This window comes from Youngimonas ophiurae (nom. illeg.), from assembly GCF_049803795.1.
Classification (GTDB): Bacteria; Pseudomonadota; Alphaproteobacteria; order Rhodobacterales; family Rhodobacteraceae; genus Thalassobius.
Window position 1 is genome coordinate 697,642 of the sequence record NZ_JBNAGJ010000001.1, and the last position, 24,594, is coordinate 722,235.

A 24,594-nucleotide genomic window follows, 5' to 3' on the forward strand; every position below is an offset into this window, starting at 1 on the left:
CGCTTGGTAAGCAACTGGTAACTTTGCCTGCGCTAAGGTCAGCGAAACAGCCGCAGGACGCGGCGCTGATCTGACGGGCGTATGAACAATCCGAACGACATTCTGCGACGCAAGGCCAAGGCCGCCAAGGAGGGGCGCGAGGCCAAGCTCATGTCGCCCAGCCGCGCGCTGCGCCGTGCTCTGACCCGCGCGGCCGAGCTGGGCCTGCAATTGCCACTGACGGTCACCTCTGTCGAAGAGGAAACACTGGAACGTGACGCGCTGCTGCCGCATATCGAAGAGGGCGGATTGATTGTCACGCTGGAACGCGATGCGGGCCCGCCGGGGGTGATCATGCTGGATATGCAGCTGCTGTCGGCTCTGGTCGAAGTTCAGACCCTGGGGCGTGTCTTTGACAAGATGGCCAGCGCCCGCCCGATGACCCGCACCGATGCCGCCGTGGCCATGCCCCTGATCGACGGCACATTAACCTGCTTCGATCAGCTGTTGGATGGGCAGGAAAACGCGGCCCCGCTGGCCGGTTATCATTTCGGTGCCTGGCTCAGGGATCTGCGGCGTCTACAGGCGCAATTGCCGGATGGGGAATACACCCTGTTTCACGCGCAGGCCCTGATCGGCGCAGGCGAAGGGCGCGAAGGGCGGCTGATTCTTGCCTTGCCGGTTGTCGCGCCCGCGCCCCAGCCCGAAACGCCGGGGGAACCGGCCAGTGCTTCCATCCGCGAAGAGGTGCTGGACGCGCCCGCCCGTCTGGAGACGGTTTTGCATAGTGCGCAGATGTCATTAGAGCAGGCCTCTGCGTTGAAACCTGGGGATGTTCTGCGTTTGCCTTTGGAAAGCCTGCAAGAAATCCACCTGCACACCGGCGATCGCAAAATCGTGGCAACCGGCGTTCTGGGGCAGATCGGCGGAAACCGGGCGGTGCGGCTTACGGGGTTCGGCCTGCCGCGGGTGACCGGGCGTAAGGGGAAAAAAGACAGCCGGCTTGGGCTGGAACGGGTGGATCTGGCGGATGCCGGTTTGGTGGAAACGCCGCGTGCTCGCGTTCCGGATACACCACTGCCGCCAAAGAATATCGTTGAACCTCTGCAGGCCAAGCCCGGCAGCCAGCAGCAAGCCAAACCCATCGTGCAACAGGCCCCGCCGCCCGTGTCCGAGCCTGCAATGCAGGCAGATTTACCTGCAATTGCGCGCGAAGACCCCACCGGCACGGAGGCTCTGCTCAGCGAATTGGGGCTCAGCGATCTGGGCGATGATGTGCAAATGGGATCTGACGCGCTGTCACTGGGCGCGCTGGATGAGCCGGCGGTCGGCTCTGATCCCTTGGCGGCGGCGCTGCCGCAACCGGGCGGGGATGGTTAGGCGGTTAGCCCTGTTCCAGACGCGGGCGCAGCCCGGACAGATCATAACCTGCACGCATTGTCGTGGTCAGAATCTCATCCGCTGATAGCTGCCCCACCTGGGCCAGCGCCCAAATGACCGAGCAGCGCGTCCCCGAGGCGCAATACGCCAGAACGGGGCCCTCTGAGGCGTCGATTGCTGCCATCTGAACCGAGACATTCTCGGGTGTCATGGTTTGATGCGTCAGCGGCAGGGCGAAAAATTCCAGCCCGGCCCGGTCAGCCGCAGCCTGCATGACCGATGCCTGATGGCTGGCCGGGATTTCTTCGTCGGGGCGGTTGCAGATCACCTTGGTAAACCCGGCCGCCTTGATGGCGGCCAGATCCTCGGGGTTGATCTGCGGGCTGACAGAGTAGCGGGGGGTAATTTCACGGATATCCATGGCTCCGCTTTATTCCGCCGGCACCGCCCTGTCCAGACTTACGCGCAGCTTCGGCGCCAGGATCATGCCTGCGATCATGGCCGCAAAGAACACCCAATGGCTGACGCCCCCATAAGACAACGAGGCGATCGACGGCCCAGGGCACAGCCCCGCCAGCCCCCAGCCAAAGCCGAACATGGTAGAGCCCAGCACCAGGTTTCGGCCGATTTTGGGCTCGGGCGGGGTGGGAAAATCTCCGCCGACCAGGGGCTTGCGCCCCGGAACGAAAAGCCAGGCAATGGCCATGGGAATGATCGCGCCCCCCATGACAAAGGCCAGGGTCGGATCCCAGTTGCCGAACACATCCAGCCAGCCCTGAACCTTGGTGGTGTCGGTCATGCCCGAAATGAACAGACCCGCGCCAAACAGCCCGCCGGCGATGAAAGCAAAGATCAAACGCTGCATCACACCACCCCCAGAATGTGCCGGAACAGCACCACGGCCACGCCGCCTGCCAGAATATAGAACACGGTGGCCACGATGCCGCGCAGCGACAGGCGCGAGATCCCGCACACCCCGTGCCCCGAGGTGCATCCGTTGGCGATGCGCGTGCCGATGCCCACCAGCAGCCCCGCCGCGATCAGCACCATCCAGTTGTCGGTGGCATGGGTGTCCACCTCGCGGTAAACCGGGTAGAGCACGACCGGCAGCAGGAAAACGCCCAGTAAAAACACCACGCGTTCGGCCCAGGTGGACCAGCCCGAGCGGTCAACCAGACCGCCCAAAATACCGCTGGCCCCCATGATCCGGCCATTGGCCAGCAGGTAGACGGCGCCTCCGGTTCCGATCAGAAGGCCGCCGATCAGCCCCCAGATCCAATCGACAGGTATTGCGTTCATCATCGCGTTTCCACTCCCGTATGATGATTGTTTTCAGTATGTTACGCCCGGCGCCGCTTGGTTCGCATGGGCGGCGTCCGGGTGTTGATCAGGTTGGCTCAGAGTTTGTTAACCGGAACCTTCAGGAACACATCGCCCTGTTCATCGGGTTCAGGCATCTGACCGGCGCGCATGTTCACCTGCAACGAAGGGATGATCAGCTTGGGCATGGCCAGGGTGGCGTCCCGCTCGGTCCGCATCTGGACAAAGGCCTCGCGATTTTTGTCGCTGGCGACGTGAATATTCGCGGCTTTCTGTTCGGCCACGGTGGTTTCCCAGGCGTATTCATCGCGGCCCGGAGCCTTATAATCATGGCCCACGAAGATGCGGGTTTCATCCGGCAGGGCCAGGATTTTCTGGATCGAGGCATAGAGCGTTTCCGCCGAGCCCCCCGGAAAATCGCAGCGCGCGGTGCCGAAATCGGGCATAAACAGCGTGTCGCCCACAAAGGCCGCATCCCCGATCACATAGGTCAGACAGGCCGGAGTGTGGCCAGGGGTGTGCAGCACGTCGCCGCGCAGCTGCCCGATATGAAAGCTGTCGCCTTCCTGGAACAACTGGTCGAACTGGCTGCCATCGCGCTGGAACTCGGTCCCTTCGTTGAACACCTTGCCAAAGGTGTCCTGCACGATCTTGATGCGGTCGCCGATCCCGATTTTGCCGCCGACGCGTTCCTGAATATAGGGCGCGGCGGACAGGTGGTCGGCGTGGACGTGGCTTTCCAGCAGCCATTCGACGTTCAGATTGTTTTCCTGCACATAGGCGATCACGGCATCGGCGGATTTCGTGTCGGTCCGGCCCGACGCATAGTCAAAATCCAGCACCGAATCGATGATGGCGCAGGAACTGCCAGCGGGGTCGCGAACGACGTAGGAAATCGTATTCGTCGCGTCGTCGAAAAAGGCGGTGACTTCAGGTTTCATCTGCGGGGTCCTCATGTTTTGCTTAACATATATATATTTACGCATATGAGGCAAGCTCTGGTTTTTACAACCGTGTTAACGGTTGATTTGGGTCAAGGCTGTAGCACTGAAAACGTGCAAATCTTGGTCGCATTCAGGAGGAACCGCGATGAAAGATGTAGCAAAATTCAAGGGGATATTGCTGAAACGGCTGGCCGAACTGGACACGCGCCTGCACGAAATCGAAGATGAGCTGGAGGCCCCGCATTCCAAAGACTGGGAGGAATTGGCCACCGAGCGAGAAGGCGATGAGGTGCTGGAATCGCTGGGCAATGCGGGCCAAGAGGAGATCCGCGCCATTCGCGCCGCGTTGCAGCGTATTCGCGAGGGGGAATACGGCTATTGTGTCAAATGCGGTGAAGAAATTTCACAGGAGCGGCTGAGCGTTCTGCCAGCAGCCCCGTTGTGTAAAACCTGCGCCAGCGCGGCCTAGCGCTGTTCCGGATGCGAAATCCGGGAGCAGAAGTGGTGGAAAGGACGGAGAACAGGACATGGCTGAACAAAAATTCAAGGAACTGATCGCACAATTGGAACAGGAAATCGCTCAGGCAACGGACGAGACGCGCCACGAAATCCGGCAGGAATTGCATAAAACTGTCGAGAAAATGCGTGCCGCCGGTCTGGCGATTCCCGCGCGGCTTCAGGATCTGGATTCGCAGGCGATCGAGGAAGAAATCGAAGATCGTTTCGACAATATGCCGATTTGACTGATTCCGGGATAGGCCGGGCCTTGGCGCGGCCTATTTTGGGCGCGGGGCTTGCCATTCACCGGGCGGATTTTGCACAATAACCCGAAGGGGTTATCCGTGTGGGAATGTCCCTGCGCCCGTGTGATGAGGTCAGAGCGTGAGTGAAAAACTATCCATCGAGAAAATCGGCCCCGTCGCGATTGTGCGGCTGATGAACCCGCCCCGGAACTTTCTGGGGCCAGTCGTGCGCGGGGCGCTGTCCCAGGTTTTCACGGATCTGGCTGCGGATGAACAGATTGCGGGCGTGGTGCTGACAGGGTCAGAGGGGCTGTTTTCCACCGGCTTCAACGCTGCCGCCCCCGATATGCGCGCGGGCCAGCCCGATTTGCGCCAGCTGTGCCGGCAGATCGAGGATATGGACAAACCCGTCGTGGCGGCGCTGTTCGGCGTGGCCTCGGGGGCGGGGCTTGAACTGGCGCTGGCGGCCCATGCGCGCGTGGCGTTGCGGACAACGAAAGTGGGAATGCCCGATATTGCGGTCGGGCTGATCCCGTCGGGCGGCGGTACGCAGCGGCTGACGCATCTGTTGGGGGCGGACCGGGCGCTGGCCTTGATGCTGTCGGGGCAGGTGGTGCCGGTGACGCATCCGCGGGTCGAGGGGCTGGCCGATGAACTGGTCCAGACCGGGGTGGAAAAGGCGGCGCTGGCCTATCTAACCCGTTTGATTGAAAAGGAATTCCCGTTTCAGCGCACCCGTGACCGGCAGCATGGGCTGGCCGATCCGGTGGCGTTTCAGACAGCCCTGTCCGAGTGCCGCACCGCGTTGGGCTCTGAGGCGCACCTGCCCGAAGAGCGCCTGATTGATTGTGTCGAGCGGGCCCTTCTGCTGCCCTTTGATCTGGCCGAAGAGTTTGAATCCGTGGCGTTTCAGGACTGCGCAAGCTCGGAATATGCTCAGGGTTTGCTGCATGTCCAATTGGCGCAGCGCCGCGCGCCCAACATGCCAGAAGCCGTCAAGGCCAAGCCACAACCCGTTGATCAATATGGGATTATTGGCGGAGGATCCGTGGGGGTCGGGCTGGTGCAGGCGGCTCTTTTGGCGGGGCACCGGGTGATCTGGTTCGAACGAAACGCCCAGGCGATAGAGACCGCGCTGGCCCGTCTGCAATCGGGCCTGGCCGCGTCCGGTACGGATCAGGAAACCCTGCGCGCCTGTTTGGCGCAGCTGTCGCAGACCACGGTTTTGCGGGACATGTCTCAGGCCGATCTGCTGATCGAGGCCGTGGCCGACAATGCCGAAACCAAGGCGCAGGTTTTTGCCGCGATGGAGGCGGTGCTGCCGGCGGCGACGGTCATGCTGAGCCATTCCGGAACCCTGCCGGTGGCACCGATCGCGCGGGCCTCGGGGCGGGCGGGGCAGTTGATGGGGTTTCATACGGTGCCGGGGGCGGCTCTGGCCGAGCTGATCCCGGCGGCGCAGACCAGCCCCTCGGCTGTGGTGACAGCGGCAAATGCGCTCCGCAAAATCGGCGTGTTGCCGATCCGCGCGGGTGGCGGCGGCGGCGGGATCGGCGCGCGCATGATCGCCGCTTTGCGGGACGCTGCGGATTTCGCGCTGAGCCTGGGCGCGCACCCGGCCGAGGTGGATACGGTATTGTCACGCTATGGTCTGCGGGCGGGCGTTTTCGCGGCGATGGACAGCGTTGGGCTGGAAATCATCCAGCGCCGCGCGGCTCAGCTGCATCAGAAAAATACATATGCGTTGCAACACCTTAACCGGATTGAGCAGTTGATCTTAGAGGGCCGCAAAGGGCGCGCGGCGGGGCACGGTTTTCTGGATTGGGACGCCGGTAAGCCGGTTCTGGGCGCGGGCAGCGGGGCCGTGCCAGACGAAACGATTCTGCACCTGTGTCTGGGCGCGATGATGAACGAAGGCGCGCGGCTGCTGCGCGAAGGGGGGGCGCTGCGGCCCTCGGACATCGACCTGGTGATGATCCGGCTGTATGGGTTCCCGGCCTGGCGCGGCGGCCCGATGCAGGCTGCCGACAGTGCGGGGCTGTTCACCCTGGTGCACGCAACCAGGCCTTTTGCGGATGTAGCGCCACGGCTTTTTGCGGCGGATCCGGGCATCGCAACCCTGATCCGAAACGGAGACCGCCTGGACGTGCTGAACGCGGTGGGGCGCAATCGCCGCCGCATCGACGACTAAGCCGGTCAGCCCAGAAACACGCCCAAGATCACCATCATCAGCCCGATGATGGACAAAAACAGCGCGCCCAGATTGATCGGGACGACTTTCTTAACGGTGTCGCGCAGCTCGACGTCGCTAAGCCCGGCGCGTTTGGCACGGGCCACGCGGAAAATGCAGTATACCAGCCCCAGCAGCCCCACGACCGAAATCACGGCGCCGCTCCAAATCAGAATGTCCATGCTGTCCCTCTGGGTTTTTCTTTGGGGGATGCGCTATCAGGTCGCGCGGGGCTGTGCAACGCGGCGCATTTTCGCATCTCGCCCGCAGGCGGACTTGCGGCTGGCAGGCGGGGCGGGTAGGGAACTGGGCAAATCAAATCCGGAGGCAGATCATGAACGACGAAACAACCGAGGCAAACTATCGCGTCACCGCAGGCGAGCTGCGCCAGTTCATTGAACGGTTCGAACGTCTGGAGATCGAGAAAAAAGACCTGGCCGACCAGCAAAAAGAAGTCATGGCCGAGGCCAAATCGCGCGGCTATGACACCAAGGTGATGCGCAAGATCGTCGCTCTGCGCAAGCGCGACAAGGACGACATCGCCGAGGAAGAGGCGGTGCTGGAGATGTACAAAGAAGCGCTGGGAATGAGCTGACCCGGCCTAGGCCGTCAGCATCCGCAGACCGGGGATCTGGGCGATCGCGTCCAGATCCTCTTCGTATTGCAGGGTGATATGATCGACAAAGGGCGCGGTCCAGCCGGGCACGTCCAGTTCCTCGATGATCGCCTCGGGGCGGCCGAATTTATCCAGAAACGCCGAAATCACCCGCCGTTTCTGTTCGTCCGACATGACGGGATGGGTTTTCAGATAGGCGCGGAACCGCTGCATTCCCTCGCGGGTCATGATTTCCGTCAGCAGATCGAACCCGCCCGAAATTTTCTCGCCCGCGGGCAGGCCCATCATCTGGCGCAGGATTTCGGCCCAGATCAGGGGCGTGTCCTCGTTGCTCCAGACGGTGATCGGCAGATCGGGCAGCGCCTGGCGGAGACGCGTCAGCAGCCCCGACCAGCGCAGCCCCAGCGGATCCGAGCCGGCCAGGAATTCTTCGAACGGCATCGCAGGGGACATCGCGTGCACCGCCGGCAGATAGGTGGCCGGGTTGCGCAGGGCGATGCACAGCTCGATCTGATCGCCGCCGAACAGTTCGCAGAATTTGGCCAGTTTCGTCTCGGCACCGGGATAGAGCGAGCCCTTGGACACCGCCGCCTTCGGCACGCAGAAGAAATTATCGTTCGACAGGATCATCCGTTCGGGCCTGTCGCCCTCGATGATCGCATCCAGCAGCAGATCGCGGGCGTCGGGGGCCAGGGGGCCTTCGTCCATGGCGGCCAGCGTGTCGCGGATCAGCGCCCGGTAGCGCGAAGGCCCCGGCACAGCCGTATTGCGCGGCGACAGCAGGCCGCTGTTCTTCAACAGACACTTGATCAGGCGGTCCTCGTCCGTGGCATGGACGCCGGTATGGAGGATGATTTTCATCGTTTTACTGCTACTGGTCCTCATTCCCTGCGATCATACGTTGCAGGCTGGGACAATAATACGGTCTTTTCTGGACAGTTAAACCGTATTCGGGCAAGGAACCGGCATGAGCGATACCTCTGTCACACCGCCCACCAGCGCCGCGCCGCGCCGTAAACCCTTTAGCCTGTGGTCCGTCGGAGCGGCCCTGATCGCGGCCATCGTGCTGGCGCCGATCCTGGCGGTGGTGTGGATCGCGCTGAACCCGACCGACAATATCTGGCCGCATCTGCTGTCCACCACCTTGCCGCGCTATCTGATCACGACCATCGTGCTGATGCTGTCGGTGGGGATCTTGTCGGGCATGGTGGGCACCGGGGCGGCCTGGCTGATCGCGCGCTATCGGTTTCCGTTGTCCGGCTGGCTAGAGTGGGTGCTGCTGCTGCCGCTGGCCATTCCGGCCTATGTGGGCGCCTATGCGCTGGTCGATTTCATGGAATATGCCGGCCCCGTGCAGACCGGGCTGCGCAGCCTCTTTGGCTGGAGCTCGGCGCGGGACTACTGGTTCCCCGAAATCCGATCCCTGGGCGCGGCGGTGATCGTGCTGTCGGCGGCGCTGTACCCTTATGTCTATCTGCTGGCGCGGGCGGCCTTTCGCGAACAATCGGGCGCCACCGAGGAAGTGGCCATGTCGCTGGGGGCAGGGGCCTTTGCCCGGTTCCGCCGCGTCGGCCTGCCGCTGGCGCGCCCGGCGATTGCCGCGGGCATGGCCGTTGTGATGATGGAGACGGTGAATGATTTCGGCACGGTGGATTATTTCGCTGTGCAGACCCTGACCACCGGCATTTTCGGTGTCTGGCTGCAAAGCAATAACGCAGGCGGCGCGGCGCAGATTGCCTGTGTCGTTCTGGTCATGGTTATCATGCTGGTTTCGCTGGAAAAAATCAGCCGTCGTAAAAGCCGTTTCTTTAACCTGTCCACGCGCCACCGCGCGCATGAGAAAACCCGCCTGACCGGCTTGTCCGGGGCTGTGGCGATGCTGGCCTGTCTGGTGCCGTTCGGTATGGGCTTTGTGCTGCCGGCGGGAGTGATCCTGTATCACGCGCTGCAAAATGCCGAACGCTGGGCCGATCCCGAGCTGCTGGATTCGCTGCTGAACACGCTCAGCGTGGGCGGGCTGGCGGCGGTGCTGACCGTGCTGGCGGGGGTGTTCATGGTGTATGGCGTGCGCCTGTCCGGGCGGCAACTGCCGCGCCTGCTGCTGCCGCTGACAACCATCGGCTATGCCGCGCCGGGGGCCGTTCTGGGGGTGGGGATCCTGATCCCTCTGGCCGCGCTGGACAATGCGATGGCCGACGGGATCGAAGCGCTGACGGGCTATGATATCGGGCTGGTGATGACGGGCTCGGCCGTGGCGCTGGTGCTGGCCTATAGCGTGCGGTTCTTTGCGATTGCCCAGGGTGCGGCGGATGCGGCGATGGGGCGGGTGTCGCCGTCTTTGCCGATGGCGGCACGGTCATTGGGGCGCAGCCGGGGGCAGGTGTTGCGCCAGGTGTATTACCCGCTGATCCGGGGCTCGGTCGGGTCGGCTCTGCTGCTGGTTTTCGTCGATTGCGTCAAAGAGCTGCCCGCCACGCTGCTGCTGCGCCCGTTTAATTTCAACACCCTGGCCACGCGCGTGCACGATCAGGCCAGCCTGGAAAATCTGGGCGATGCGGCACCGGCCGCGATCCTGGTCATCCTGGTGGGCCTGGCCGCCGTTATGCTTCTGGCACGCGCAAGTCGCTAAAGCCCTTGCAGAGCCCGAAAGCATGGACTATTCGTTCGCCGAGTAGCCCCTATAGCTCAGCTGGTAGAGCAACTGATTTGTAATCAGTAGGTCCGCGGTTCGAGTCCGTGTGGGGGCACCATTAAGCCACTCAAAATGAACGAAAAATTTTGAAGTCACGCAGCGGGGTGCGCGCGATTTTCAAACATTTTTTAAACACAGGCGGGTTTTGCCGCTCATTGATTCTGTTAACGTTTTGGTAACCTCAATTGGTTAACGATTGACGAAGATGTTCGTTTAATCGTTTCTCGTCAGAGGCTTGCCAACCGCGACCATGTTGCAGACGTTCGAAAATACGCGCCCATATGCTCAACCGCTCTCGCCCATAGAGGCGAAGGGCAAACGCTATGCGCTGCCACCGGACTTTGTGAGCGGTCTCACCTTCTGGCGGCCACTGCTATCGGCCACCGTCAGGTAGATAGACGAGGTTTAATTCGGGTTCGTAATTCAGAGCTTCGGGCATATGGCTACCTCTGTTGTGCTTGTCGCTTGTTCGATGATGGACAGGTCGAAATAGGCCTGACCATCGGCCAGCATTTCGACTTCGATTTCTTGGCGGAATTTCGTCGCGGACAACGTGCGGCGCATCCGTTCGACCTTTTCGGCCAGCCTCGGAATATCCGTGCCGCGCACCACAATGCGGTGGATGCCGTCGCCCGGTTTCGCGTCGAGAAACAGCCGCGCGAAATAGTTGTTTTTGCCTGCGGGCGTGCTGCTGAAAAACACCTGCCCGTCTTTCGTCAGCATCGGAAGGACGCCCGAGATCAGGTCTTCGCCGCCGTTCTCGCCTTGCAAGAAAGCGCACTCGTCAATGATCAACAGCGACACCGACGGATAACCCCGGATCGTGTCCGACGTGGACGGCAGCGCGACGACACGCGCCCCGTTCGACATTTCGAGTTCGGTCAAGGTTGAACGCGTGATCACCAAATTCGTGCGACGGAGCTGCTGTCCGATCTCGCGTGCGATGATCTTCGCCTGCCGCTCGGCGGGCGCGACGCAGATGGTCAGGCTGTCGGGGACGTGCAATTCCTCGACGGCACGCGCGGCCAACACCGAGGTTTTGCCCGCCTGACGGCCTACGCGCAGGGCGATCTCTGACGCCTGCGTGGTGAACGCCTCAACCTGCCACGGATCAGGCGCATGACCGATCCAATGGCTCAGTCGTGCGACGGGATCGAGGTCGCGTTCGAGGCCCACGCACCAGTCATGGAGGGCATCAAACGGCATTCTTCTGTCGCTCGTAGTAGGCGCGCATGTTGGCGACGCTGCATTGGGTGCAGTTGCGATTGCCGTCGCGCGGCGAGACATGCCCGTTCTTGCAGGGAATGCCCGTGAAGTAGAGCTTACCGCCTTCCGCAAGCATCACATCGCGGCTTTGCGGCAGGCGCGCCCATTCAGGCGATCCGGCGTCCGTGGCGGCGGCAAGGCGGCGGCTGTATTCGTCCCAGCCTTCGAAATCTCGGTGGGTCATAGCACCTGCTCCTCTTTCGTGACGCTGAGAACATGATGGCGCATGTGGCGAAGCAGCGGCTCGCGGGCGGCGGGCACCTCGGCACAGACGGCTTGCAGGATGGATTTGAGCGTCACCCATTCAGGCGATTCCGCGAGCGTGACCGAAACTGAAAGGTTGGTCGCGAGTTTGCCCTGCATGGTGGCAATGTCGCGCAGCACCTTGCGCAGGCCTTCCATCGCGGAGAGTGCGAACCCGTCGTCCTCGGTTTCCTCGGCCTTGGTGATCAGCTTTTCGACACGTCGCGCGAGGCTTTCATAGGTCCGCGCAATGTCCATCCGTTCGTCGTTGAGAACGCGCGTCGCCTCGTCCAGTGGCTCGATGCGCGCCTCGGCCAAGATCGCGCGCTCCATTTCCTCGGTGATATGCTGCTGGCGGTAGCGCGATACGGAATCCGGGTGCATCCCGACACGCTTCGCAACCTGCGCCTTCGACATACCACCGGGCAGACCGTGTTCCCCGAGCACGATCTGCTTGATGATCGTCTTCTTCTCAGGATGCGTGTTGATCGTGCTTGGGCGTCCACTGCCCTTGTTCCCGGCCATATCAGGATACTCCCGAACGCGCGGTTGGCTAGTACATTGAAGTCGCCGAGGAAGGACTTCGCGTTTTGGCTCGCCGCGCAATACTGGGTTCCGAGAAGATCGCGCAAAAGCTCGGCAAAGGACGATTTCCCGGTGCCTTCTTCCTCTGATGTGAATAGCAGGGCAACCCGCACTTTTTCAGATGGGCGCTGCACCATATGTGCGGCCCACCGGATTCCTTGATCACGGACAAGACGTGGTGGCGCATCCGGCGGAGCAGCGGTTCACGGGCAGCGGGAACCTCGTCGCAAACCTCCTGTAAGATTGTGCGTAACGTGACCCATTCCTTGGATTCCGCGAGGGTGACATTCACGGTGAGGTTCTGAGCCAGCTTGCCCTGCATAGTGGCAATGTCGCGCAGCACTTTGCGCAACCCGTCCATCGCAGCCAGGGCAAACCCATCGTCTTCGTTTTCCTCGGCCTTGGTGATCAGCTTTTCGACCCGCCGCGCCAATGACTCGTAGGTCATGGCGACGTCCATACGGTCTTGATTGATGATCTCCGTGTCTGCTTCGATCCCCTGAATACGGGTTTCAGCCATAATCTCGCGGCGCATTTCTTCGGTGATCTTGTCGTCGCGATACCGCTGCACGGTCGAATAATCGACGCCGATGCGACGGGCGATTTCGACCATCGAACGACGGTTCAGCACAATATCTTTGATGATCTCCTGCTTGTCCGGGCGCATGTCGATCACAGCACGACGCCCTGAATTTTTGTTACCGCCTTGAGCCATATCAGGAACCTCCCGATGCTGTGGTTGTGGCAAGGATCGGTGCGCCGTTATCGTCGTCATACCAACGGATGCGTTCACGCAGCCGCCCCCATTCTTCAACGGAGGCATCAACCAAATGATCATGAACGCGATTTGCGAACTCTTCCCCGACGCCCGACCGGATCAGGTCATTGCGCAACTTGGCAAAGCTGGTGCCGCCAAAATGCAATTTCATCATCTGGGCAAGCGTGGCGATTGACGCGTCGGTTGTGTTGACGTTTGGGGTAATCTTGAACAGATGATCCCAGACGACCACACCATCACGGCGAACATAAATCTCAATCTCGGGGTCGATGCCGTAGACAACACGGCAGGCCCATTCAAGGCAGGCGCGGTTGTCAGCTTGCATTGGCCGCGTTCTCCATCATGCGCAGCTTGGTTTGCATGTGATCCGGCAAATCCCCGGGTTGCGACCATGAGACAGGAATAAATCCGTCCTCGCGCAGGAGTTTGTATTGTTGCCGAAAATCGGATGACCCAAGCACATCTTGGCGGACAACCGATCCCGCTCCTCGCGCGTCAGCCTCAGCGCAAAAGGCGACATCTCCCGCCGAGGCGACGCCTTGGAAGGGGCGACATCCTGCCTCGCGGCCGCCTGGAATCCCTCAGTCAAATCTGGCGAGTGTTTCGCCTCGCCCCACCTCATAACCCAGGCTCCGGCAAATCGACCTGGATCAGGGTTCGTCAGAAGCTTCGGCTTCTTCCGCCTCACACTCCCGAGCCGCAATCTCACCCAACCTGTGGATAACTTCCGGCTCACCCTTGAGAACCTCCGCCCAATCCTCTAATGCAGAAAGCAACTGAGAGGTGAATTCAGGTTCTAGGTTCTTCCTCCCAGGTGCACCATTTCACATTTTGATGTGAAACCTGCTAAAAACTCAAAAATTACAGACGTTTGCGGAGTTCGGTGGCCGTTTTGGTGGTCATGCGCCAATGGGGCTTTGAAAGCGGTCTTTAGGATGGTTTTCCGCACTTCTAATGATACATTTTCGTAGATACTCCAATGACTTGAGAGGAAATCCCTCAAAAGTTCGATAGTTTCGGACAGTATGCTCTTGGGTTTGGTGCTTTGGGACAGCTTGTCAGTCAGCAAAAGCTTGTCCTCTTGGCTTGCCAGCGTCGAACATAACCGGGCACGGCTTACACTAATGAACTGCCAACCGCTGGACCGCGGTTTTGGCCCAGGGTCAGGTCAGGGGGCGTTGTGGGCTTGGCGTGGGGGCGATGCGCGGGTAGGGATAGGGCACCATTCACGGGACGCAGAGAGGATTGGAATGCGGGGCAGGCTTCGGAAATTGCTGTTCTCTTTGCGCGCGTGGCGTCAGACGGTTCGGGCGGGCGTGGCGCTGGGGCAGGGGGTGCGCCTGCAAAAAGCCGTGCAGATGAAGGCCACCGATGGCGGGCGTATCTCTTTGGGGGGCGATGTGCGTGTCGGGCGGAACTCGGATCTGCTGGCCAAATTCGGAACGCTTCAGATCGGCCCGCGCTGTCATATCGGAGCGGGCGCGGTATTCGTGGCGCGGGACCGGATCGTGGTGGGGGCTGATTGTCTGATTGCGGAATATGTGGTGCTGCGCGATCAGAACCATCGGATCGCGCCGGGGCAGCTGACGCGCGAAACCGGCTTTGATACGGCGCCGATCGAGATCGGTGAAAATGTCTGGATCGGGACGAAGGCGACGATTCTGGCAGGGGTCACGATTGGGCGGAACTCGGTTGTGGCGGCTCATGCGGTTGTCACGCGCGATGTGCCTGAAAATACGGTTGTGGCTGGCGTGCCTGCGCGGATCGTCCGGACGACAGACAGCGCATAATAATGGACCCTTGGGGCGAAGTTCCTGCCGTGAATTCGCGCGATGCGTCTGTTTGCGATGCCCATATTGCGTAAACTGACGGCGGCGGGTGCCCAAAAAATCCGTGATTGATGCATTTGCAAGCAGTTGATTGTGCGCTTGCAGAAAAAATCCGGGCGCGCGTTGACAGTGCCGGGGCCGGGTTCGCTAACTATACCCACGAGACCATGCAACGACGCCGGTTCTCATGTGCACGTAAGTGCTGGGGCAATGACGCTCAACCGATCTATTCGCGCGCCGTATCGGTGTGCCCAGAGCGATGAGTGTCCGTCATGCCGCAGCCTCGTGCAGCACAGCCAGCTTTACCTCAGACCGCCCCGAATGACCGGCAGAGCAACCGGCAGCCGGATAATGCCCGCACGGCCGCCCCGACTGGGGGGCAGGCTGGGGCGCAGGCCGGGAATCAGGATCGTGTCAGCGATATTCTCCGGGCGGATCAGCCCGCCGCCGATGTTCTGATTGTGGGGGCAGGGCCGGTGGGAATTCGGGCCGCGCAAGAACTGGTGCAAAAGGGGCGCTCGGTCACGGTACTGAGCACCGAGGTGGTGACGCCCTATAATCGCGTTCGGTTGACGCCCCTGCTGGGCGGAGACGTGCAGTTTTCTGATATTTCCCTTTTGGAACAAGAGGAAACCGAGCTTCCCTATGCGTTGCATTACGGTCAGCGCGTGGTGCGGATCGACCCGGATTTCAAACATGTGGTGACCGCCGCCGGTACAGTCTGGCCCTATCAGACGTTGATTTTGGCGACCGGATCGGATGCTTTCGTGCCCCGGATCGCCGGGCGCGAGACCCCCGGCGTTTACACGTTTCGCACGGCTGACGATGCCTCGGCGCTGATTGCGCGCTCTTTTTCGGCGCGGCATGTGGCGGTGATCGGGGGCGGCCTGCTGGGGCTGGAGGCCGCGCGCGGGATGCGGCAGCGGCAGTGCAAGGTCACGGTGATCGAACACGAAACCCACCTGATGCCGCGGCAGCTGGATCGGGTGGCAGGCGCGCAGCTGTCCAAGAATATCGAGGAACTGGGCGTCACCGTGCGCACCGGGGTCGCGGTTCGGGAAATCCTGGGCGAGACGCGCGTGACCGGCCTGATGCTGTCGGATGGAATGCGGGTGGATTGCGATACGGTGATCATTTGCACCGGCGTGCGTCCCAATATTCAGCTGGCCCGCGCCGCGCGGTTGCATATCGGCGCGGGGATTACCGTGGATGACCGGATGCAGACCAGCGATCCGTCGATCTATGCGGTTGGCGAATGCGCCGAACATCGCGGTCAGCTGTTTGGCCTGGTCGGGCCGGGCTATGCGCAGGCGCAGGTGGCCGCGCAGGTCATCGCCGGGCAAGAGGCCGTCTTTGAGGGCACCGCCCCCACCACCAAGCTGAAGGTGATCGGGGCCGAGGTGTTCTCGGTTGGAGAGATCGAGCAGCTGGAGGTGCAGCCCAACGTGCGCAGCCATGTCTGGCACGAAGGCGATCTCTATCGTCGGATTTTCATTGACCGGGGCCGGATCGTCGGGGCGCTGGCCGTTGGCAAATGGGATCAGGCCAGCCGCGTGCAGGATGCGGTGCAGCAGGGCGCAACGGTCTATCCGTGGATGCTGTTCCGGTTTCGCAGGCAGGGGCTGATCTGGCCGGTCAGCGACGATGCCGCAGACGAGATGCCCGACAGCGCCACCCTGTGCAACTGCACCGGCGTGACCTGCGGGCAGGTGCGCGGGGCGATGGCCCAGGGCTGTGCCACCCCGGCCGAGATCAGCGCTCAGACCGGGGCGGGCACCGTGTGCGGAACCTGCGTGCCGCTGCTGGCCGAGATGATCGACGCCGGCGCCCAGCCCGCGCCGATGCCGTTGTGGAAACCTGTGCTGGCCCTGTCTGCGATCGCGGGCCTGGCGGCGTTGCTGCCGATCCTGCTGGGCTATGTGCCGCTGCCCACGTCTTATGATCCAGACAGCCTGCGCGTCTGGCTGTGGCAGGACAATATTGTCAAGCAATACAGCGGGTTCATCCTGTTGGGCCTGACGCTGATGGCCTTTGCCATCGGGCTGCGCAAACGGTTCCGTTTCATGGATCGGCTGGGCGGTTTCGATGGCTGGAGACTGGTGCATATCGGCATTGGCCTGGCCACGCTGGCGGGGCTGTTTGCCCATACCGGGTTCAATCTGGGCAGCGGCTGGAACCTGGCGCTGGCGGTCTTCTTTATCGGCGCGATCCTGATCGGATCGGTTGCGGGGCTGGCCACGGGGGCCGATCACGAATTGCGTGCCCGGCGTATTGGATCGGCCCGCAAACCGCCTCGCAAAATGCCGACATGGCTGCATATCCTGGCACTCTGGCCGCTGCCGGTGCTGATCCTTTTCCACGTACTCGCATCCTATGCGTTCTAGGCAGGCCCGATAATGCGCACGACACTTCTCTGGAGCCTCTGGATCATTGGAACGCTGGCCATCGCCGGTGCGGTCGCCACGCGGCTGTATCTGGGCGGCGACCGCACCGCGTTTTTGCCGGGGGACACCGCAGGCGTCCACCACCAGATCGAAATGGCCTGCGAGACCTGCCACACCTCGGATGATTTTTCGGACCAGAAAAAGATCCGCAAGGACATCAACAAAACCTGCGTCACCTGCCACAAGGAAGAGCTGAAAGAGGCCAACGACAGCCACCCGATCAAGAAGTTCAAGAACCCGCGCATGGCGGCCTATTGGGAAAAGATCGACGCGCGGTTCTGCACCAGCTGCCATCTGGAGCACCAGCCCGAGGTGACTCTGGCCGGTCTGGTCACGCTGCCCGGCGATTTCTGCGTCGCCTGCCATTCCGAGGGCGAGCAGGATGTGCGGGTGAACCGGCCGTCCCACGCGGGGCTGGAGTTCGATACCTGTGCCTCCTCGGGGTGCCATAATTACCATGATAACAAGGCCTTGTATGAAGATTACCTGGTCAAGCATTCCGGCCAGCCCTGGCTGTCTGACACGCCTTTGCACGCGGCTGGCGCGGTTGCGCGCGCGGTCTCGGTTCGCGTGCCGGAAACGGCCGATCATCAGGCCGAGATCAGCACCTATCTGGCGGCCTTGGATGCGCCTGAGCAATATCGCGATCCGGCGATTGACGATCACTGGGCGGCCTCGGCCCATGCGGCGGCGGATGTGACCTGCGCCAGCTGCCACGCCCCCAAATCCAAAACGCCCGACCAGATCGCCGATAACTGGGTGGCCTCTCCGCCGCAGAAAATCTGCGCCAGCTGCCATAAATCCGAGGCCGGAACCTTTGCCATGGGCCGTCACGGGATGCGCAGCCACCCCAAGGTGGCCAAGCCGCGCAAGGTGAAATCCATGCTGAAAGACCTGGGCTGGAAAAAACCGCCCGCCGAGGTGGTCAGCGCGATCGAACGCTTTGTCAGCGACCCCAGCCCCGCGCCCTTGATGAGCACCGCCGAGGCGCGCGTTGCCCTGCATCCCGATGTCGGCAACCAGGATCTGACCTGCGCCAGCTGTCACAAGCCGCACGAACAGGACCTGCAATTCGCCGCGGTCGAGGCCTGCCTGTCCTGTCACGCTGATGATCACAGTCAAAGCTACAAGGACAGCCCGCATTTCGATCTGTGGCAGGCCGAGCTGGCAGGCGATTTGCTGCCCGGCGCGGGCGTGACCTGCGCCACCTGCCACATGCCGCAAACCGAACGCGGCGGCGTGGTGACGACGAACCACAATCAGAACGACACTCTTCGCCCGAATGAGAAAATGATCCGGCCGGTCTGCCTGGACTGCCACAGCCTGGAGTTTGCCATCGACGCATTGGCCGATGACCAGCTGATAAGCCGGAATTTTCAGGGCACCCCCATTCGCCACATCGAGAGCATCGATTGGGCGGTAAAACGCGTGGTCCAGCCAGAAAAAGGCGCCAACCAATGACCAACTGGCCACGCACTCCCGCAACCCGAAGACCAACAGGAGACCTGCAATATGGGTGCTAACTTCACAAAAATCAAAGCCGCAATTCTGGGGGGCATCGTCGCGACCAGCGCCGTGCCTGCAAACGCAGAAGGCATGGAATACGAAACCGTCACCGATCTGCTGCATCTGGTGATGAGCTCGGACCGGACGGTCTATACGCGTATGATCGTTAACCGTCTGGCCGTGCAGGAAAAAGTGATCACGGCCTCGGAACATTTCGTCGATGACAAAGCGCTGGTGCTGCCCGCGCAGATGTTCCGCTTCGGCGCGGAAATGGTGGCCGAGGAAACCGACGAATTCAGCTACTCGCTGCTGTCGCTGTGGCCGATCAACAAGCAAAACGCGCCGACCACCGCGATGGAAAAAGAGGGCCTGGAATATATCGCCGCCAACCCCGGTGAAAATTTCTATGGCGAAGAAGAGCTGGGCGGCACCACTTATTTCACCGCCGTCTATCCGGATGTCGCCGTGGCCGAGGCCTGCTGGGCCTGCCACAACGATCACAAGGATTCGCCCAAAACCGACTTTGAAGCCGGAGACGTCATGGGCGGTGTCGTCATCCGCATTCCGATGGAATGATGCGGCTGTCGGCATTTGCGCTGATCCTGGTGTCGGCTTTGCCAGCAATGGCAGAGCCGCTCGCCACACGCAAAGGGATGGACGGTTTCATCACCGTCGATCGCCTGCCAGTGCCGGACGATCCGGCGCTGGCGCAGGGAAGGATTCTGTGGGGAGAGACCTGCCAGAATTGCCACGGCGGAGACAGGCTGACCGGGGCGCCCAAAATCACCTCGACCAAGGCCTGGGATAAACGGATCGCGCAGGGAATGGCGGTGCTGACCGATCATGCGATCAATGGGTTTATCGGCCCCCGTTACACGGAAATGCCGGCGCGCGGCGGCAATTCGGAGCTTAGCGACGCGCAGGTCGGCCTGGCCGTTGCTTTCATGGTGTGGGCCAGCGGCGGGCAGGCTCTTGCCGAGGACTTTATAAAAACACTCGATACAAAGGACTGAACAGATGGACGATAAGACAATCACGCTGGTGCAGGAAAGCTTTGCCAAGGTGGTGCCGATCAAGGACGCCGCGGCGGAAATCTTCTACACCGATCTTTTTGAAACCGCCCCCGAGGTGAAACCCTATTTCCAGGGCGCGAACATGAAGGATCAGGGCTCCAAGCTGATGGCGACGCTGGGCGTTGTGGTCAATGGGCTGCGCGATCTGGATAAAATCGTGCCCGTGGCGCAGGAGCTGGCGGTGAAACACGTGGATTACGGGGTCAAGGCCGAGGATTACGATAAGGTCGGTGCCTCGCTGCTGCGGACGCTGGAAAAGGGGCTGGGCGATGCCTTTACCCCCGAGGTCAAGGACGCCTGGACCGGCGCCTATACCACGCTGGCGGGCGCGATGATCGCGGCGGCCTATCCGGCACCTGCGGCCAATGAACCGGCCGCCCCGAAAAAGCCATTCTGGAAGTTCTGGGCCTGATTTCAGCCCTCAAACCCAAAGATCTTGCGCGCGGTATAGGTGGCTATGCCGCGCGCCTGGCATTCGGGGCCGTGAACGGCGCGTTCAAACCCGCCGAAAGGGGATTCGCGCTTGCACCCTTGCCTTTTCGTCCTTAGAAGACGGCGAGATTTCGGCGCCTCTTTGGGGGCGTCTTGTGTATTGCACCGAGAAGGAAAAACAACATGCAGGTCACCGAGACCCTGAACGAAGGCCTCAAGCGCGGGTATGAGATCACCGTGTCGGCGGCCGAACTGGACGCCAAAGTCACCGAAAAACTGACCGAGGCCCAGCCCGAAGTCGAAATGAAGGGCTTCCGCAAGGGCAAGGTGCCGATGGCTCTGCTGCGCAAACAGTTCGGTCAGCGCCTGCTGGGCGAGGCCATGCAGGAAACCATCGACGGCGCCATGAACGCGCATTTCGAAGAGTCCGGCGACCGCCCCGCAGGTCAGCCCGCGGTCAACATGGTTGACGGCGAAAACTGGAAAGAAGGCGACGACGTGAAGGTCACCATGACCTACGAGGCGCTGCCCGAAATTCCCGCGGTCGATTACAGCGACATCACCCTGGAGCGCATGGTCGTCAAAGCCGATGACGCCGCCATCGACGAGGCCATCAGCTCGCTGGCCGAAAGCGTCAACGACTGGAAAAAACGCCGCAAGGGCACCAAGGCCAAAGACGGCGATCAGGTCGTGATGGATTTCGTCGGCAAGGTTGACGGCGAAGCCTTCGAGGGCGGCTCGGGCGAGGATTACCCGCTGGTGCTGGGCTCGAACTCGTTCATCCCCGGCTTCGAAGACCAGCTGGTCGGCGCCAAGGAAGGCGAAGAAACCGAGGTCAACGTGACCTTTCCGGCCGAATACGGCGCGGAAAACCTGGCCGGTAAGGACGCCGTGTTCACCTGCACCATCAAAGCCGTGAACGAGCCCGTCGCCGCCGAGATCAACGACGAGCTGGCTACCAAATTCGGGGCCGAGGATCTGGCCGCGCTGAAGGCTCAGGTCGCCGAGCGTCTGGAAGCTGAATACCAGGGTGCCTCGCGCGCTGTGATGAAACGCGCCCTGCTGGACCAGCTGGACGGCAAAGTCTCGTTCGAGCTGCCCCCCAGCCTGGTCGAAGCCGAAGCCAAACAGATCGCGCACCAGCTGTGGCACGAAGACAACCCCGAAGTGACCGATCACAACCACGGTGAGATCGAGACCACCGACGAGCACAACACCCTGGCCGAACGCCGCGTGCGTCTGGGCCTGCTGCTGGCCGAAATCGGCCAGAAAGCCGAGGTTGAGGTCACCGATGCCGAGATGACTCAGGCGATCATGAACCAGGCGCGTCAGTACCCCGGTCAGGAACGTCAGTTCTTTGAATTCATTCAGCAAAACGCTCAGATGCAGCAGCAGCTGCGCGCCCCGCTGTTCGAAGACAAAGTTGTCGATCACGTGGTCGAGCAGGCCAGCGTGACTGACAAAGAGGTCTCCAAAGACGATCTGCAAAAAGCGGTCGAGGCGCTGGACGACGAATAAGTCGCCCTTTGATCCGATCCGCGAAGGCCACCCCCTGGGGTGGCCTTTTGCGTTTCCGACGCCAGGTCGCGCCGGGCCAGCGTTGACCTGCGCGGCACGGATGCCCATCCTTTGGCCACCCAAGGGAGGAAACAGATGGGCTATACCAGCTTCACCAAAGAGGTGTTCGACGCCTTTCAGGCCAATGACCGGCCCGGACCGATCCATATGCTGAACCTGATCAGACTGCGCGCGCAGGCCGAGTATCCGGATGGGCGGCAGGCCACCGGGGCGCAGGCCTACGCAGACTACGGCAAGGGCAGCCAGAAGGTGCTGGAACGGCTGGGCGGGCGGATCGTCTGGCGCGGCGCGATGGAGCAAATGGTGATCGGCCCGCAGGAGATAGAGTGGGATTTGTGCTTTATCGCGCAATACCCCAGCGCCGAAACATTCGCGGCGATGATCCGCGATCCGGACTACCGCGCGGCGATGGTGCATCGTCAGGCCGGGGTGGCGGATTCGCGTCTGATCAGGATGATGCCGCTACCCACCGGGGAGAATTTCGGCGGATAGCGGCGAAGGGACCGTGAGTGGTCAGGCTTTGCAACGGCGCACGTGCACGCCGTCGATCAGGTGGGACAGCTCAATCCGCAGGGCCTCGGCGGCGGCGCGGTCTTCGGGGGTCTGAGCGGCCAAAATCTGTTCTTCGCACCAGCTGCGCAGGGCTGCGCGATTGCCGCCCTGGGCTGTGCGGGGCAGGGCGCGGGTGCGGCCCCGCCCATATAGCGCCAGCGCCTCGTCCGAGCTGGCAAAGCTTTGCTCGGGTAGGTCTGCATTGCTGCGCAGCGCGGCGATCCGCTCGGGCGAGCAATCCATAAGCGCCGCAACGATCCCCGCGTTGGACAGGCCCAGATAGTCGCTGGGGCGGTCCTGAAAATGCGACAGCATCTGATCCATCTGCGGGTTCAGCAGCACCACCATGTCCAGCACGCCGGCGCGGCGGGCATATTCCAGCGCCGAGGTCATCAGCGTGGCCGTGATCCGGGCTGCCTCGGGCGCATTCAGATCGACAAAGACCTGAGAGGCCTCCCATAGGCGGGCGCTGCGCAAAGGGGCCTCGCCTGCCAGGATTTCGCTTAGCGAATCCGACAGCATATGCGGCCCCGTGGTCTGCAACAGTCGCAGGCTGCCGGTGATCTGCCCCTTCGGGCCAAGGTGGACAACATAGGCCGGGTTCAGCTGGTCAAACGTATCGACGGTTTCAGCGGTGCCGGATTGCGGCCCCAGAACCTGCTGCCTGAGCGCGTGCATGTCGCTTAGCATATCCTTAAACAGGTGCCTGTTCAGCGCGTCGATCACGATGATCATGAGCTTCCCCTTGGGATGGTTAGTGCAAGGAAACACTAACGCGCTGACCGGGGGACTCCATTGGGGGTTTCCCGTAGTACGGTGCTAGCCGGGGTGGATCAGGCGAAATCCGATAGCGCGACCAATGGCTTGGGCGGTTGTCAGGGCGCCCAGCTTCTCGCGCGAAGAGCGTAGGTGCACCTCGACCGTGCGATGGGAAATCGACAGAATATCGCCCACATCCTGCTGCGATTTGCCCGAGGCAATCCATTGCAGGATCTCCACCTCGCGCGTGGACAGGGCCGGCCGCGAGAGCGTCTGATGCAATTGCGTGGAATGCAGCACCTGATCGTGCATCCGCACGGCGGCCAGTTGCAGATCGCCGGTGGTTTTGCGCACCAGATCGGCCCATTCGCCGGAGCTACAATCACGGGTGACGCTGAGCAGGCCATAATCGCCATAGGGCCCGCGCACCGGGATCGTCAGCCCCTGAGGGGTGATGCCAAAGGCCTTGGCCTCGGAAAACACGGTGTGAAAACGCGAATTCTTATCGAAGCGAGACCATTCGACCGGCGCGATACATTGGGCGGATTCGGTCAGCGTGGGGTCGATCCGGTGAAAACCGCGCTTGATGTAATGCTCTTTCCAGGCTTCGGGATAGGTGGCGTAGCCCAGAATATCCCCGGTTACCGAACAGATGGTCGCATACGAGCCGTAATCGAACCCAAGAGATTCGCACATCTCGTCCAGCAAGGTGACACAGTCCACTTGGCCGGGCGGCATTCCTGTCAGGTCAATTGCGCGCATTCAGAGGTCTCTTCTCACAAACATGCATTAATCTTTGAATTAGATAGGCAAACAAATGGTTAATAAAAGCCCTGAATGGCTGGCCCCTTCGGCAGGAGGCACAAACCTAAGGCCCCGGCGGCCGGGGCAGGTGTTGGGTACGTGGCAGCGTATCATTACGCACAGTCAACATAATCTGAGCAGGGATCGCAACCACAAAAGAAAAACCGCGCGAGGCAAACTCGCGCGGTTGGCTTCGGTTCCGGTGGGAACTGAATTACACTTCGTCGTCCGAGGCCGCTTCTTCGGCTTCGGGGGCCTCGGGGGCCAGATCGTCGTCGTCCGATGCGGCGCTGCCGATATCGTCGAACAGTTCCGAGATTTCGAACTCGGCCGCGGCCTCTGCCTCGGCTGCCAGTTCCTGGATCGACTTGCCTTCGGCCTGAAGCTCGGCTTCTTCTTCCGAGCGCGCCACGTTGACTTCGACGGTGGTCGAAACCTCGGGGTGCAGGACAACGGCAATGGCGTGTACGCCCAGGGTCTTGATCGGCAGTTCGATCACGATCTGTTTGCGGTCCACGGTGAAGCCTTCGGCGGTTGCGGCCTCTGCCACGTCACGGTTGGTCACCGAGCCGTACAGGTTGCCACCATCCGACGCCGAGCGAATCACGACGAACTGCTGACCACCCAGCTTTTCGGCCAGATCTTCGGCTTCTTTCTTGGTTTCCAGGTTGCGCGCTTCCAGCTGAGCTTTCTGCGCTTCAAACGATGCAACATTGGCGTCCGACGCGGTCAGAGCCTTGCCCTGCGGCAGCAGGAAGTTGCGGGCGTAGCCGGGTTTGACATCGACGACATCGCCCATCTGGCCCAGTTTGGCCACACGTTCCAGAAGGATAACTTGCAT

The 24,594-nt window shown here is 61.6% G+C and carries 28 protein-coding genes and 1 tRNA gene; 15 read left to right on the forward strand and 14 right to left on the reverse strand.

All coding sequences use genetic code 11. The annotated features are described in order from the left end of the window. Nucleotides 1-81: 81 nt before the first annotated feature. Entirely contained in the window at nucleotides 82-1,359 is a 1,278-nt protein-coding gene (locus ACP15O_RS03655; RefSeq protein ID WP_425094681.1) for a FliM/FliN family flagellar motor switch protein, read from the forward strand. A 4-nt stretch (nucleotides 1,360-1,363) separates the two neighbouring features. Here the strand turns inward: ACP15O_RS03655 and ACP15O_RS03660 are convergent, their stop codons facing one another. From ACP15O_RS03660 to ACP15O_RS03675, 4 genes are all read right to left on the reverse strand, one after another. Beyond that, nucleotides 1,364-1,780, reverse strand: a complete 417-nt coding sequence (locus ACP15O_RS03660) for a protein tyrosine phosphatase family protein (protein ID WP_425094682.1) — start codon at nucleotides 1,778-1,780, stop codon at nucleotides 1,364-1,366. 9 nt (nucleotides 1,781-1,789) lie between these two features. After that, nucleotides 1,790-2,224 (reverse strand): DUF6691 family protein, encoded by a 435-nt coding sequence (locus ACP15O_RS03665; RefSeq protein ID WP_425094683.1) that lies wholly within the window; start codon nucleotides 2,222-2,224, stop codon nucleotides 1,790-1,792. Continuing rightward, nucleotides 2,224-2,649: a YeeE/YedE family protein gene (locus ACP15O_RS03670; protein WP_425094844.1), complete on the reverse strand. Its 426-nt coding sequence runs from the start codon at nucleotides 2,647-2,649 to the stop codon at nucleotides 2,224-2,226. Before ACP15O_RS03670 ends, ACP15O_RS03665 begins: the two co-directional genes overlap by 1 nt. 107 nt (nucleotides 2,650-2,756) lie before the next feature. Then, complete coding sequence (locus ACP15O_RS03675) at nucleotides 2,757-3,620, reverse strand: MBL fold metallo-hydrolase (RefSeq protein ID WP_425094684.1); 864 nt, start codon at nucleotides 3,618-3,620, stop codon at nucleotides 2,757-2,759. A 148-nt stretch (nucleotides 3,621-3,768) separates the two neighbouring features. On the opposite strand from ACP15O_RS03675, the gene ACP15O_RS03680 reads away from it, so the two are divergent. The 3 genes from ACP15O_RS03680 (at nucleotide 3,769) to ACP15O_RS03690 (ending at nucleotide 6,557) form a co-directional block, all read left to right on the forward strand. Further along, the gene (locus ACP15O_RS03680) at nucleotides 3,769-4,092 is read left to right on the forward strand and encodes a TraR/DksA family transcriptional regulator (RefSeq protein ID WP_425094685.1); all 324 of its coding nucleotides are present in this window, start codon (nucleotides 3,769-3,771) and stop codon (nucleotides 4,090-4,092) included. A gap of 58 nt (nucleotides 4,093-4,150) precedes the next feature. After that, complete coding sequence (locus tag ACP15O_RS03685; protein WP_425094686.1) at nucleotides 4,151-4,366, forward strand: hypothetical protein; 216 nt, start codon at nucleotides 4,151-4,153, stop codon at nucleotides 4,364-4,366. A 139-nt stretch (nucleotides 4,367-4,505) separates the two neighbouring features. Further along, complete coding sequence (locus tag ACP15O_RS03690; protein WP_425094687.1) at nucleotides 4,506-6,557, forward strand: 3-hydroxyacyl-CoA dehydrogenase NAD-binding domain-containing protein; 2,052 nt, start codon at nucleotides 4,506-4,508, stop codon at nucleotides 6,555-6,557. A gap of 5 nt (nucleotides 6,558-6,562) precedes the next feature. Here the strand turns inward: ACP15O_RS03690 and ACP15O_RS03695 are convergent, their stop codons facing one another. Then, complete coding sequence (locus ACP15O_RS03695) at nucleotides 6,563-6,778, reverse strand: hypothetical protein (RefSeq protein WP_425094688.1); 216 nt, start codon at nucleotides 6,776-6,778, stop codon at nucleotides 6,563-6,565. A gap of 152 nt (nucleotides 6,779-6,930) precedes the next feature. Here ACP15O_RS03695 and ACP15O_RS03700 point away from each other — a divergent pair, with 152 nt between their 5' ends. Beyond that, nucleotides 6,931-7,191 carry a DUF2312 domain-containing protein gene (locus ACP15O_RS03700; RefSeq protein WP_425094689.1) on the forward strand — a complete coding sequence of 87 codons (261 nt, stop codon included), beginning with the start codon at nucleotides 6,931-6,933 and terminating at the stop codon, nucleotides 7,189-7,191. A gap of 6 nt (nucleotides 7,192-7,197) precedes the next feature. Here ACP15O_RS03700 and ACP15O_RS03705 read toward each other — a convergent pair whose 3' ends face one another. Then, nucleotides 7,198-8,073, reverse strand: a complete 876-nt coding sequence (locus ACP15O_RS03705) for a hypothetical protein (protein ID WP_425094690.1) — start codon at nucleotides 8,071-8,073, stop codon at nucleotides 7,198-7,200. 106 nt (nucleotides 8,074-8,179) lie between these two features. On the opposite strand from ACP15O_RS03705, the gene ACP15O_RS03710 reads away from it, so the two are divergent. Together ACP15O_RS03710 and ACP15O_RS03715 are read left to right on the forward strand one after the other, a co-directional pair. After that, nucleotides 8,180-9,841: an ABC transporter permease gene (locus ACP15O_RS03710; RefSeq protein ID WP_425094691.1), complete on the forward strand. Its 1,662-nt coding sequence runs from the start codon at nucleotides 8,180-8,182 to the stop codon at nucleotides 9,839-9,841. A 45-nt stretch (nucleotides 9,842-9,886) separates the two neighbouring features. Continuing rightward, a tRNA-Thr gene (locus tag ACP15O_RS03715) sits at nucleotides 9,887-9,962 on the forward strand. A 365-nt stretch (nucleotides 9,963-10,327) separates the two neighbouring features. Here ACP15O_RS03715 and ACP15O_RS03720 read toward each other — a convergent pair. From ACP15O_RS03720 to ACP15O_RS03740, 5 genes are read right to left on the reverse strand one after another with little or no spacing between them, the layout of a single operon-like run. After that, complete coding sequence (locus ACP15O_RS03720) at nucleotides 10,328-11,110, reverse strand: terminase large subunit domain-containing protein (protein ID WP_425094692.1); 783 nt, start codon at nucleotides 11,108-11,110, stop codon at nucleotides 10,328-10,330. Further along, nucleotides 11,100-11,354 (reverse strand): hypothetical protein, encoded by a 255-nt coding sequence (locus ACP15O_RS03725; protein WP_425094693.1) that lies wholly within the window; start codon nucleotides 11,352-11,354, stop codon nucleotides 11,100-11,102. Before ACP15O_RS03725 ends, ACP15O_RS03720 begins: the two co-directional genes overlap by 11 nt. Next, nucleotides 11,351-11,938, reverse strand: coding sequence for a hypothetical protein (locus ACP15O_RS03730; RefSeq protein WP_425094694.1), 588 nt, complete (start codon nucleotides 11,936-11,938; stop codon nucleotides 11,351-11,353). The genes ACP15O_RS03725 and ACP15O_RS03730 overlap by 4 nt, the downstream gene beginning before the upstream one ends. Before the next feature lie 28 nt (nucleotides 11,939-11,966). After that, complete coding sequence (locus tag ACP15O_RS03735) at nucleotides 11,967-12,674, reverse strand: hypothetical protein (RefSeq protein WP_425094695.1); 708 nt, start codon at nucleotides 12,672-12,674, stop codon at nucleotides 11,967-11,969. Nucleotides 12,675-12,714: 40 nt separating this feature from the next. Continuing rightward, nucleotides 12,715-13,101 (reverse strand): hypothetical protein, encoded by a 387-nt coding sequence (locus ACP15O_RS03740; protein WP_425094696.1) that lies wholly within the window; start codon nucleotides 13,099-13,101, stop codon nucleotides 12,715-12,717. 925 nt (nucleotides 13,102-14,026) lie between these two features. On the opposite strand from ACP15O_RS03740, the gene ACP15O_RS03745 reads away from it, so the two are divergent. From ACP15O_RS03745 to ACP15O_RS03780, 8 genes are all read left to right on the forward strand, one after another. After that, nucleotides 14,027-14,566 carry an acyltransferase gene (locus ACP15O_RS03745; protein WP_425094697.1) on the forward strand — a complete coding sequence of 180 codons (540 nt, stop codon included), beginning with the start codon at nucleotides 14,027-14,029 and terminating at the stop codon, nucleotides 14,564-14,566. Nucleotides 14,567-14,877: 311 nt separating this feature from the next. Continuing rightward, nucleotides 14,878-16,989: an FAD-dependent oxidoreductase gene (locus tag ACP15O_RS03750; protein WP_425094698.1), complete on the forward strand. Its 2,112-nt coding sequence runs from the start codon at nucleotides 14,878-14,880 to the stop codon at nucleotides 16,987-16,989. Nucleotides 16,990-17,001: 12 nt separating this feature from the next. Further along, on the forward strand, nucleotides 17,002-18,510 hold the full coding sequence (locus ACP15O_RS03755; protein ID WP_425094699.1) for an ammonia-forming cytochrome c nitrite reductase subunit c552: 1,509 nt from the start codon (nucleotides 17,002-17,004) through the stop codon (nucleotides 18,508-18,510). Nucleotides 18,511-18,561: 51 nt separating this feature from the next. After that, on the forward strand, nucleotides 18,562-19,131 hold the full coding sequence (locus ACP15O_RS03760) for a Tll0287-like domain-containing protein (RefSeq protein WP_425094700.1): 570 nt from the start codon (nucleotides 18,562-18,564) through the stop codon (nucleotides 19,129-19,131). Continuing rightward, nucleotides 19,131-19,568, forward strand: a complete 438-nt coding sequence (locus tag ACP15O_RS03765; RefSeq protein WP_425094701.1) for a c-type cytochrome — start codon at nucleotides 19,131-19,133, stop codon at nucleotides 19,566-19,568. The genes ACP15O_RS03760 and ACP15O_RS03765 overlap by 1 nt, the downstream gene beginning before the upstream one ends. 4 nt (nucleotides 19,569-19,572) lie before the next feature. Then, nucleotides 19,573-20,040, forward strand: coding sequence for a globin family protein (locus ACP15O_RS03770; protein WP_425094702.1), 468 nt, complete (start codon nucleotides 19,573-19,575; stop codon nucleotides 20,038-20,040). A gap of 203 nt (nucleotides 20,041-20,243) precedes the next feature. Continuing rightward, nucleotides 20,244-21,578 carry a trigger factor gene (gene tig, locus ACP15O_RS03775; protein WP_425094703.1) on the forward strand — a complete coding sequence of 445 codons (1,335 nt, stop codon included), beginning with the start codon at nucleotides 20,244-20,246 and terminating at the stop codon, nucleotides 21,576-21,578. 135 nt (nucleotides 21,579-21,713) lie between these two features. Continuing rightward, complete coding sequence (locus ACP15O_RS03780) at nucleotides 21,714-22,130, forward strand: DUF1330 domain-containing protein (protein ID WP_425094704.1); 417 nt, start codon at nucleotides 21,714-21,716, stop codon at nucleotides 22,128-22,130. Nucleotides 22,131-22,151: 21 nt separating this feature from the next. Here the strand turns inward: ACP15O_RS03780 and ACP15O_RS03785 are convergent, their stop codons facing one another. From ACP15O_RS03785 to rplI, 3 genes are all read right to left on the reverse strand, one after another. Further along, nucleotides 22,152-22,925: an acyl-homoserine-lactone synthase gene (locus tag ACP15O_RS03785; protein ID WP_425094705.1), complete on the reverse strand. Its 774-nt coding sequence runs from the start codon at nucleotides 22,923-22,925 to the stop codon at nucleotides 22,152-22,154. Nucleotides 22,926-23,009: 84 nt separating this feature from the next. Next, nucleotides 23,010-23,711 carry a LuxR family transcriptional regulator gene (locus ACP15O_RS03790; RefSeq protein ID WP_425094706.1) on the reverse strand — a complete coding sequence of 234 codons (702 nt, stop codon included), beginning with the start codon at nucleotides 23,709-23,711 and terminating at the stop codon, nucleotides 23,010-23,012. A 256-nt stretch (nucleotides 23,712-23,967) separates the two neighbouring features. Then, nucleotides 23,968-24,594, reverse strand: coding sequence for a 50S ribosomal protein L9 (rplI, locus tag ACP15O_RS03795; RefSeq protein WP_425094707.1), 627 nt, complete (start codon nucleotides 24,592-24,594; stop codon nucleotides 23,968-23,970).

Excerpts from the sequence above, each read along its gene's own strand:
- ACP15O_RS03785 (WP_425094705.1), bottom strand. The coding sequence starts at position 22,925 with ATGATCATCGTGATCGACGCGCTGAACAGGCACCTGTTTAAGGATATG.
- ACP15O_RS03705 (WP_425094690.1), bottom strand. The coding sequence starts at position 8,073 with ATGAAAATCATCCTCCATACCGGCGTCCATGCCACGGACGAGGACCGC.
- ACP15O_RS03665 (WP_425094683.1), bottom strand. The coding sequence starts at position 2,224 with ATGCAGCGTTTGATCTTTGCTTTCATCGCCGGCGGGCTGTTTGGCGCG.
- ACP15O_RS03700 (WP_425094689.1), top strand. The coding sequence starts at position 6,931 with ATGAACGACGAAACAACCGAGGCAAACTATCGCGTCACCGCAGGCGAG.
- ACP15O_RS03680 (WP_425094685.1), top strand. The coding sequence starts at position 3,769 with ATGAAAGATGTAGCAAAATTCAAGGGGATATTGCTGAAACGGCTGGCC.
- ACP15O_RS03740 (WP_425094696.1), bottom strand. The coding sequence starts at position 13,101 with ATGCAAGCTGACAACCGCGCCTGCCTTGAATGGGCCTGCCGTGTTGTC.
- ACP15O_RS03725 (WP_425094693.1), bottom strand. The coding sequence starts at position 11,354 with ATGACCCACCGAGATTTCGAAGGCTGGGACGAATACAGCCGCCGCCTT.
- ACP15O_RS03655 (WP_425094681.1), top strand. The coding sequence starts at position 82 with ATGAACAATCCGAACGACATTCTGCGACGCAAGGCCAAGGCCGCCAAG.
- ACP15O_RS03685 (WP_425094686.1), top strand. The coding sequence starts at position 4,151 with ATGGCTGAACAAAAATTCAAGGAACTGATCGCACAATTGGAACAGGAA.
- ACP15O_RS03765 (WP_425094701.1), top strand. The coding sequence starts at position 19,131 with ATGCGGCTGTCGGCATTTGCGCTGATCCTGGTGTCGGCTTTGCCAGCA.
- ACP15O_RS03730 (WP_425094694.1), bottom strand. The coding sequence starts at position 11,938 with ATGGCCGGGAACAAGGGCAGTGGACGCCCAAGCACGATCAACACGCAT.
- ACP15O_RS03675 (WP_425094684.1), bottom strand. The coding sequence starts at position 3,620 with ATGAAACCTGAAGTCACCGCCTTTTTCGACGACGCGACGAATACGATT.
- ACP15O_RS03660 (WP_425094682.1), bottom strand. The coding sequence starts at position 1,780 with ATGGATATCCGTGAAATTACCCCCCGCTACTCTGTCAGCCCGCAGATC.
- ACP15O_RS03710 (WP_425094691.1), top strand. The coding sequence starts at position 8,180 with ATGAGCGATACCTCTGTCACACCGCCCACCAGCGCCGCGCCGCGCCGT.
- ACP15O_RS03745 (WP_425094697.1), top strand. The coding sequence starts at position 14,027 with ATGCGGGGCAGGCTTCGGAAATTGCTGTTCTCTTTGCGCGCGTGGCGT.
- ACP15O_RS03760 (WP_425094700.1), top strand. The coding sequence starts at position 18,562 with ATGGGTGCTAACTTCACAAAAATCAAAGCCGCAATTCTGGGGGGCATC.
- ACP15O_RS03750 (WP_425094698.1), top strand. The coding sequence starts at position 14,878 with ATGCCGCAGCCTCGTGCAGCACAGCCAGCTTTACCTCAGACCGCCCCG.
- ACP15O_RS03780 (WP_425094704.1), top strand. The coding sequence starts at position 21,714 with ATGGGCTATACCAGCTTCACCAAAGAGGTGTTCGACGCCTTTCAGGCC.
- ACP15O_RS03790 (WP_425094706.1), bottom strand. The coding sequence starts at position 23,711 with ATGCGCGCAATTGACCTGACAGGAATGCCGCCCGGCCAAGTGGACTGT.
- rplI (WP_425094707.1), bottom strand. The coding sequence starts at position 24,594 with ATGCAAGTTATCCTTCTGGAACGTGTGGCCAAACTGGGCCAGATGGGC.
- ACP15O_RS03770 (WP_425094702.1), top strand. The coding sequence starts at position 19,573 with ATGGACGATAAGACAATCACGCTGGTGCAGGAAAGCTTTGCCAAGGTG.
- ACP15O_RS03755 (WP_425094699.1), top strand. The coding sequence starts at position 17,002 with ATGCGCACGACACTTCTCTGGAGCCTCTGGATCATTGGAACGCTGGCC.
- tig (WP_425094703.1), top strand. The coding sequence starts at position 20,244 with ATGCAGGTCACCGAGACCCTGAACGAAGGCCTCAAGCGCGGGTATGAG.
- ACP15O_RS03695 (WP_425094688.1), bottom strand. The coding sequence starts at position 6,778 with ATGGACATTCTGATTTGGAGCGGCGCCGTGATTTCGGTCGTGGGGCTG.
- ACP15O_RS03720 (WP_425094692.1), bottom strand. The coding sequence starts at position 11,110 with ATGCCGTTTGATGCCCTCCATGACTGGTGCGTGGGCCTCGAACGCGAC.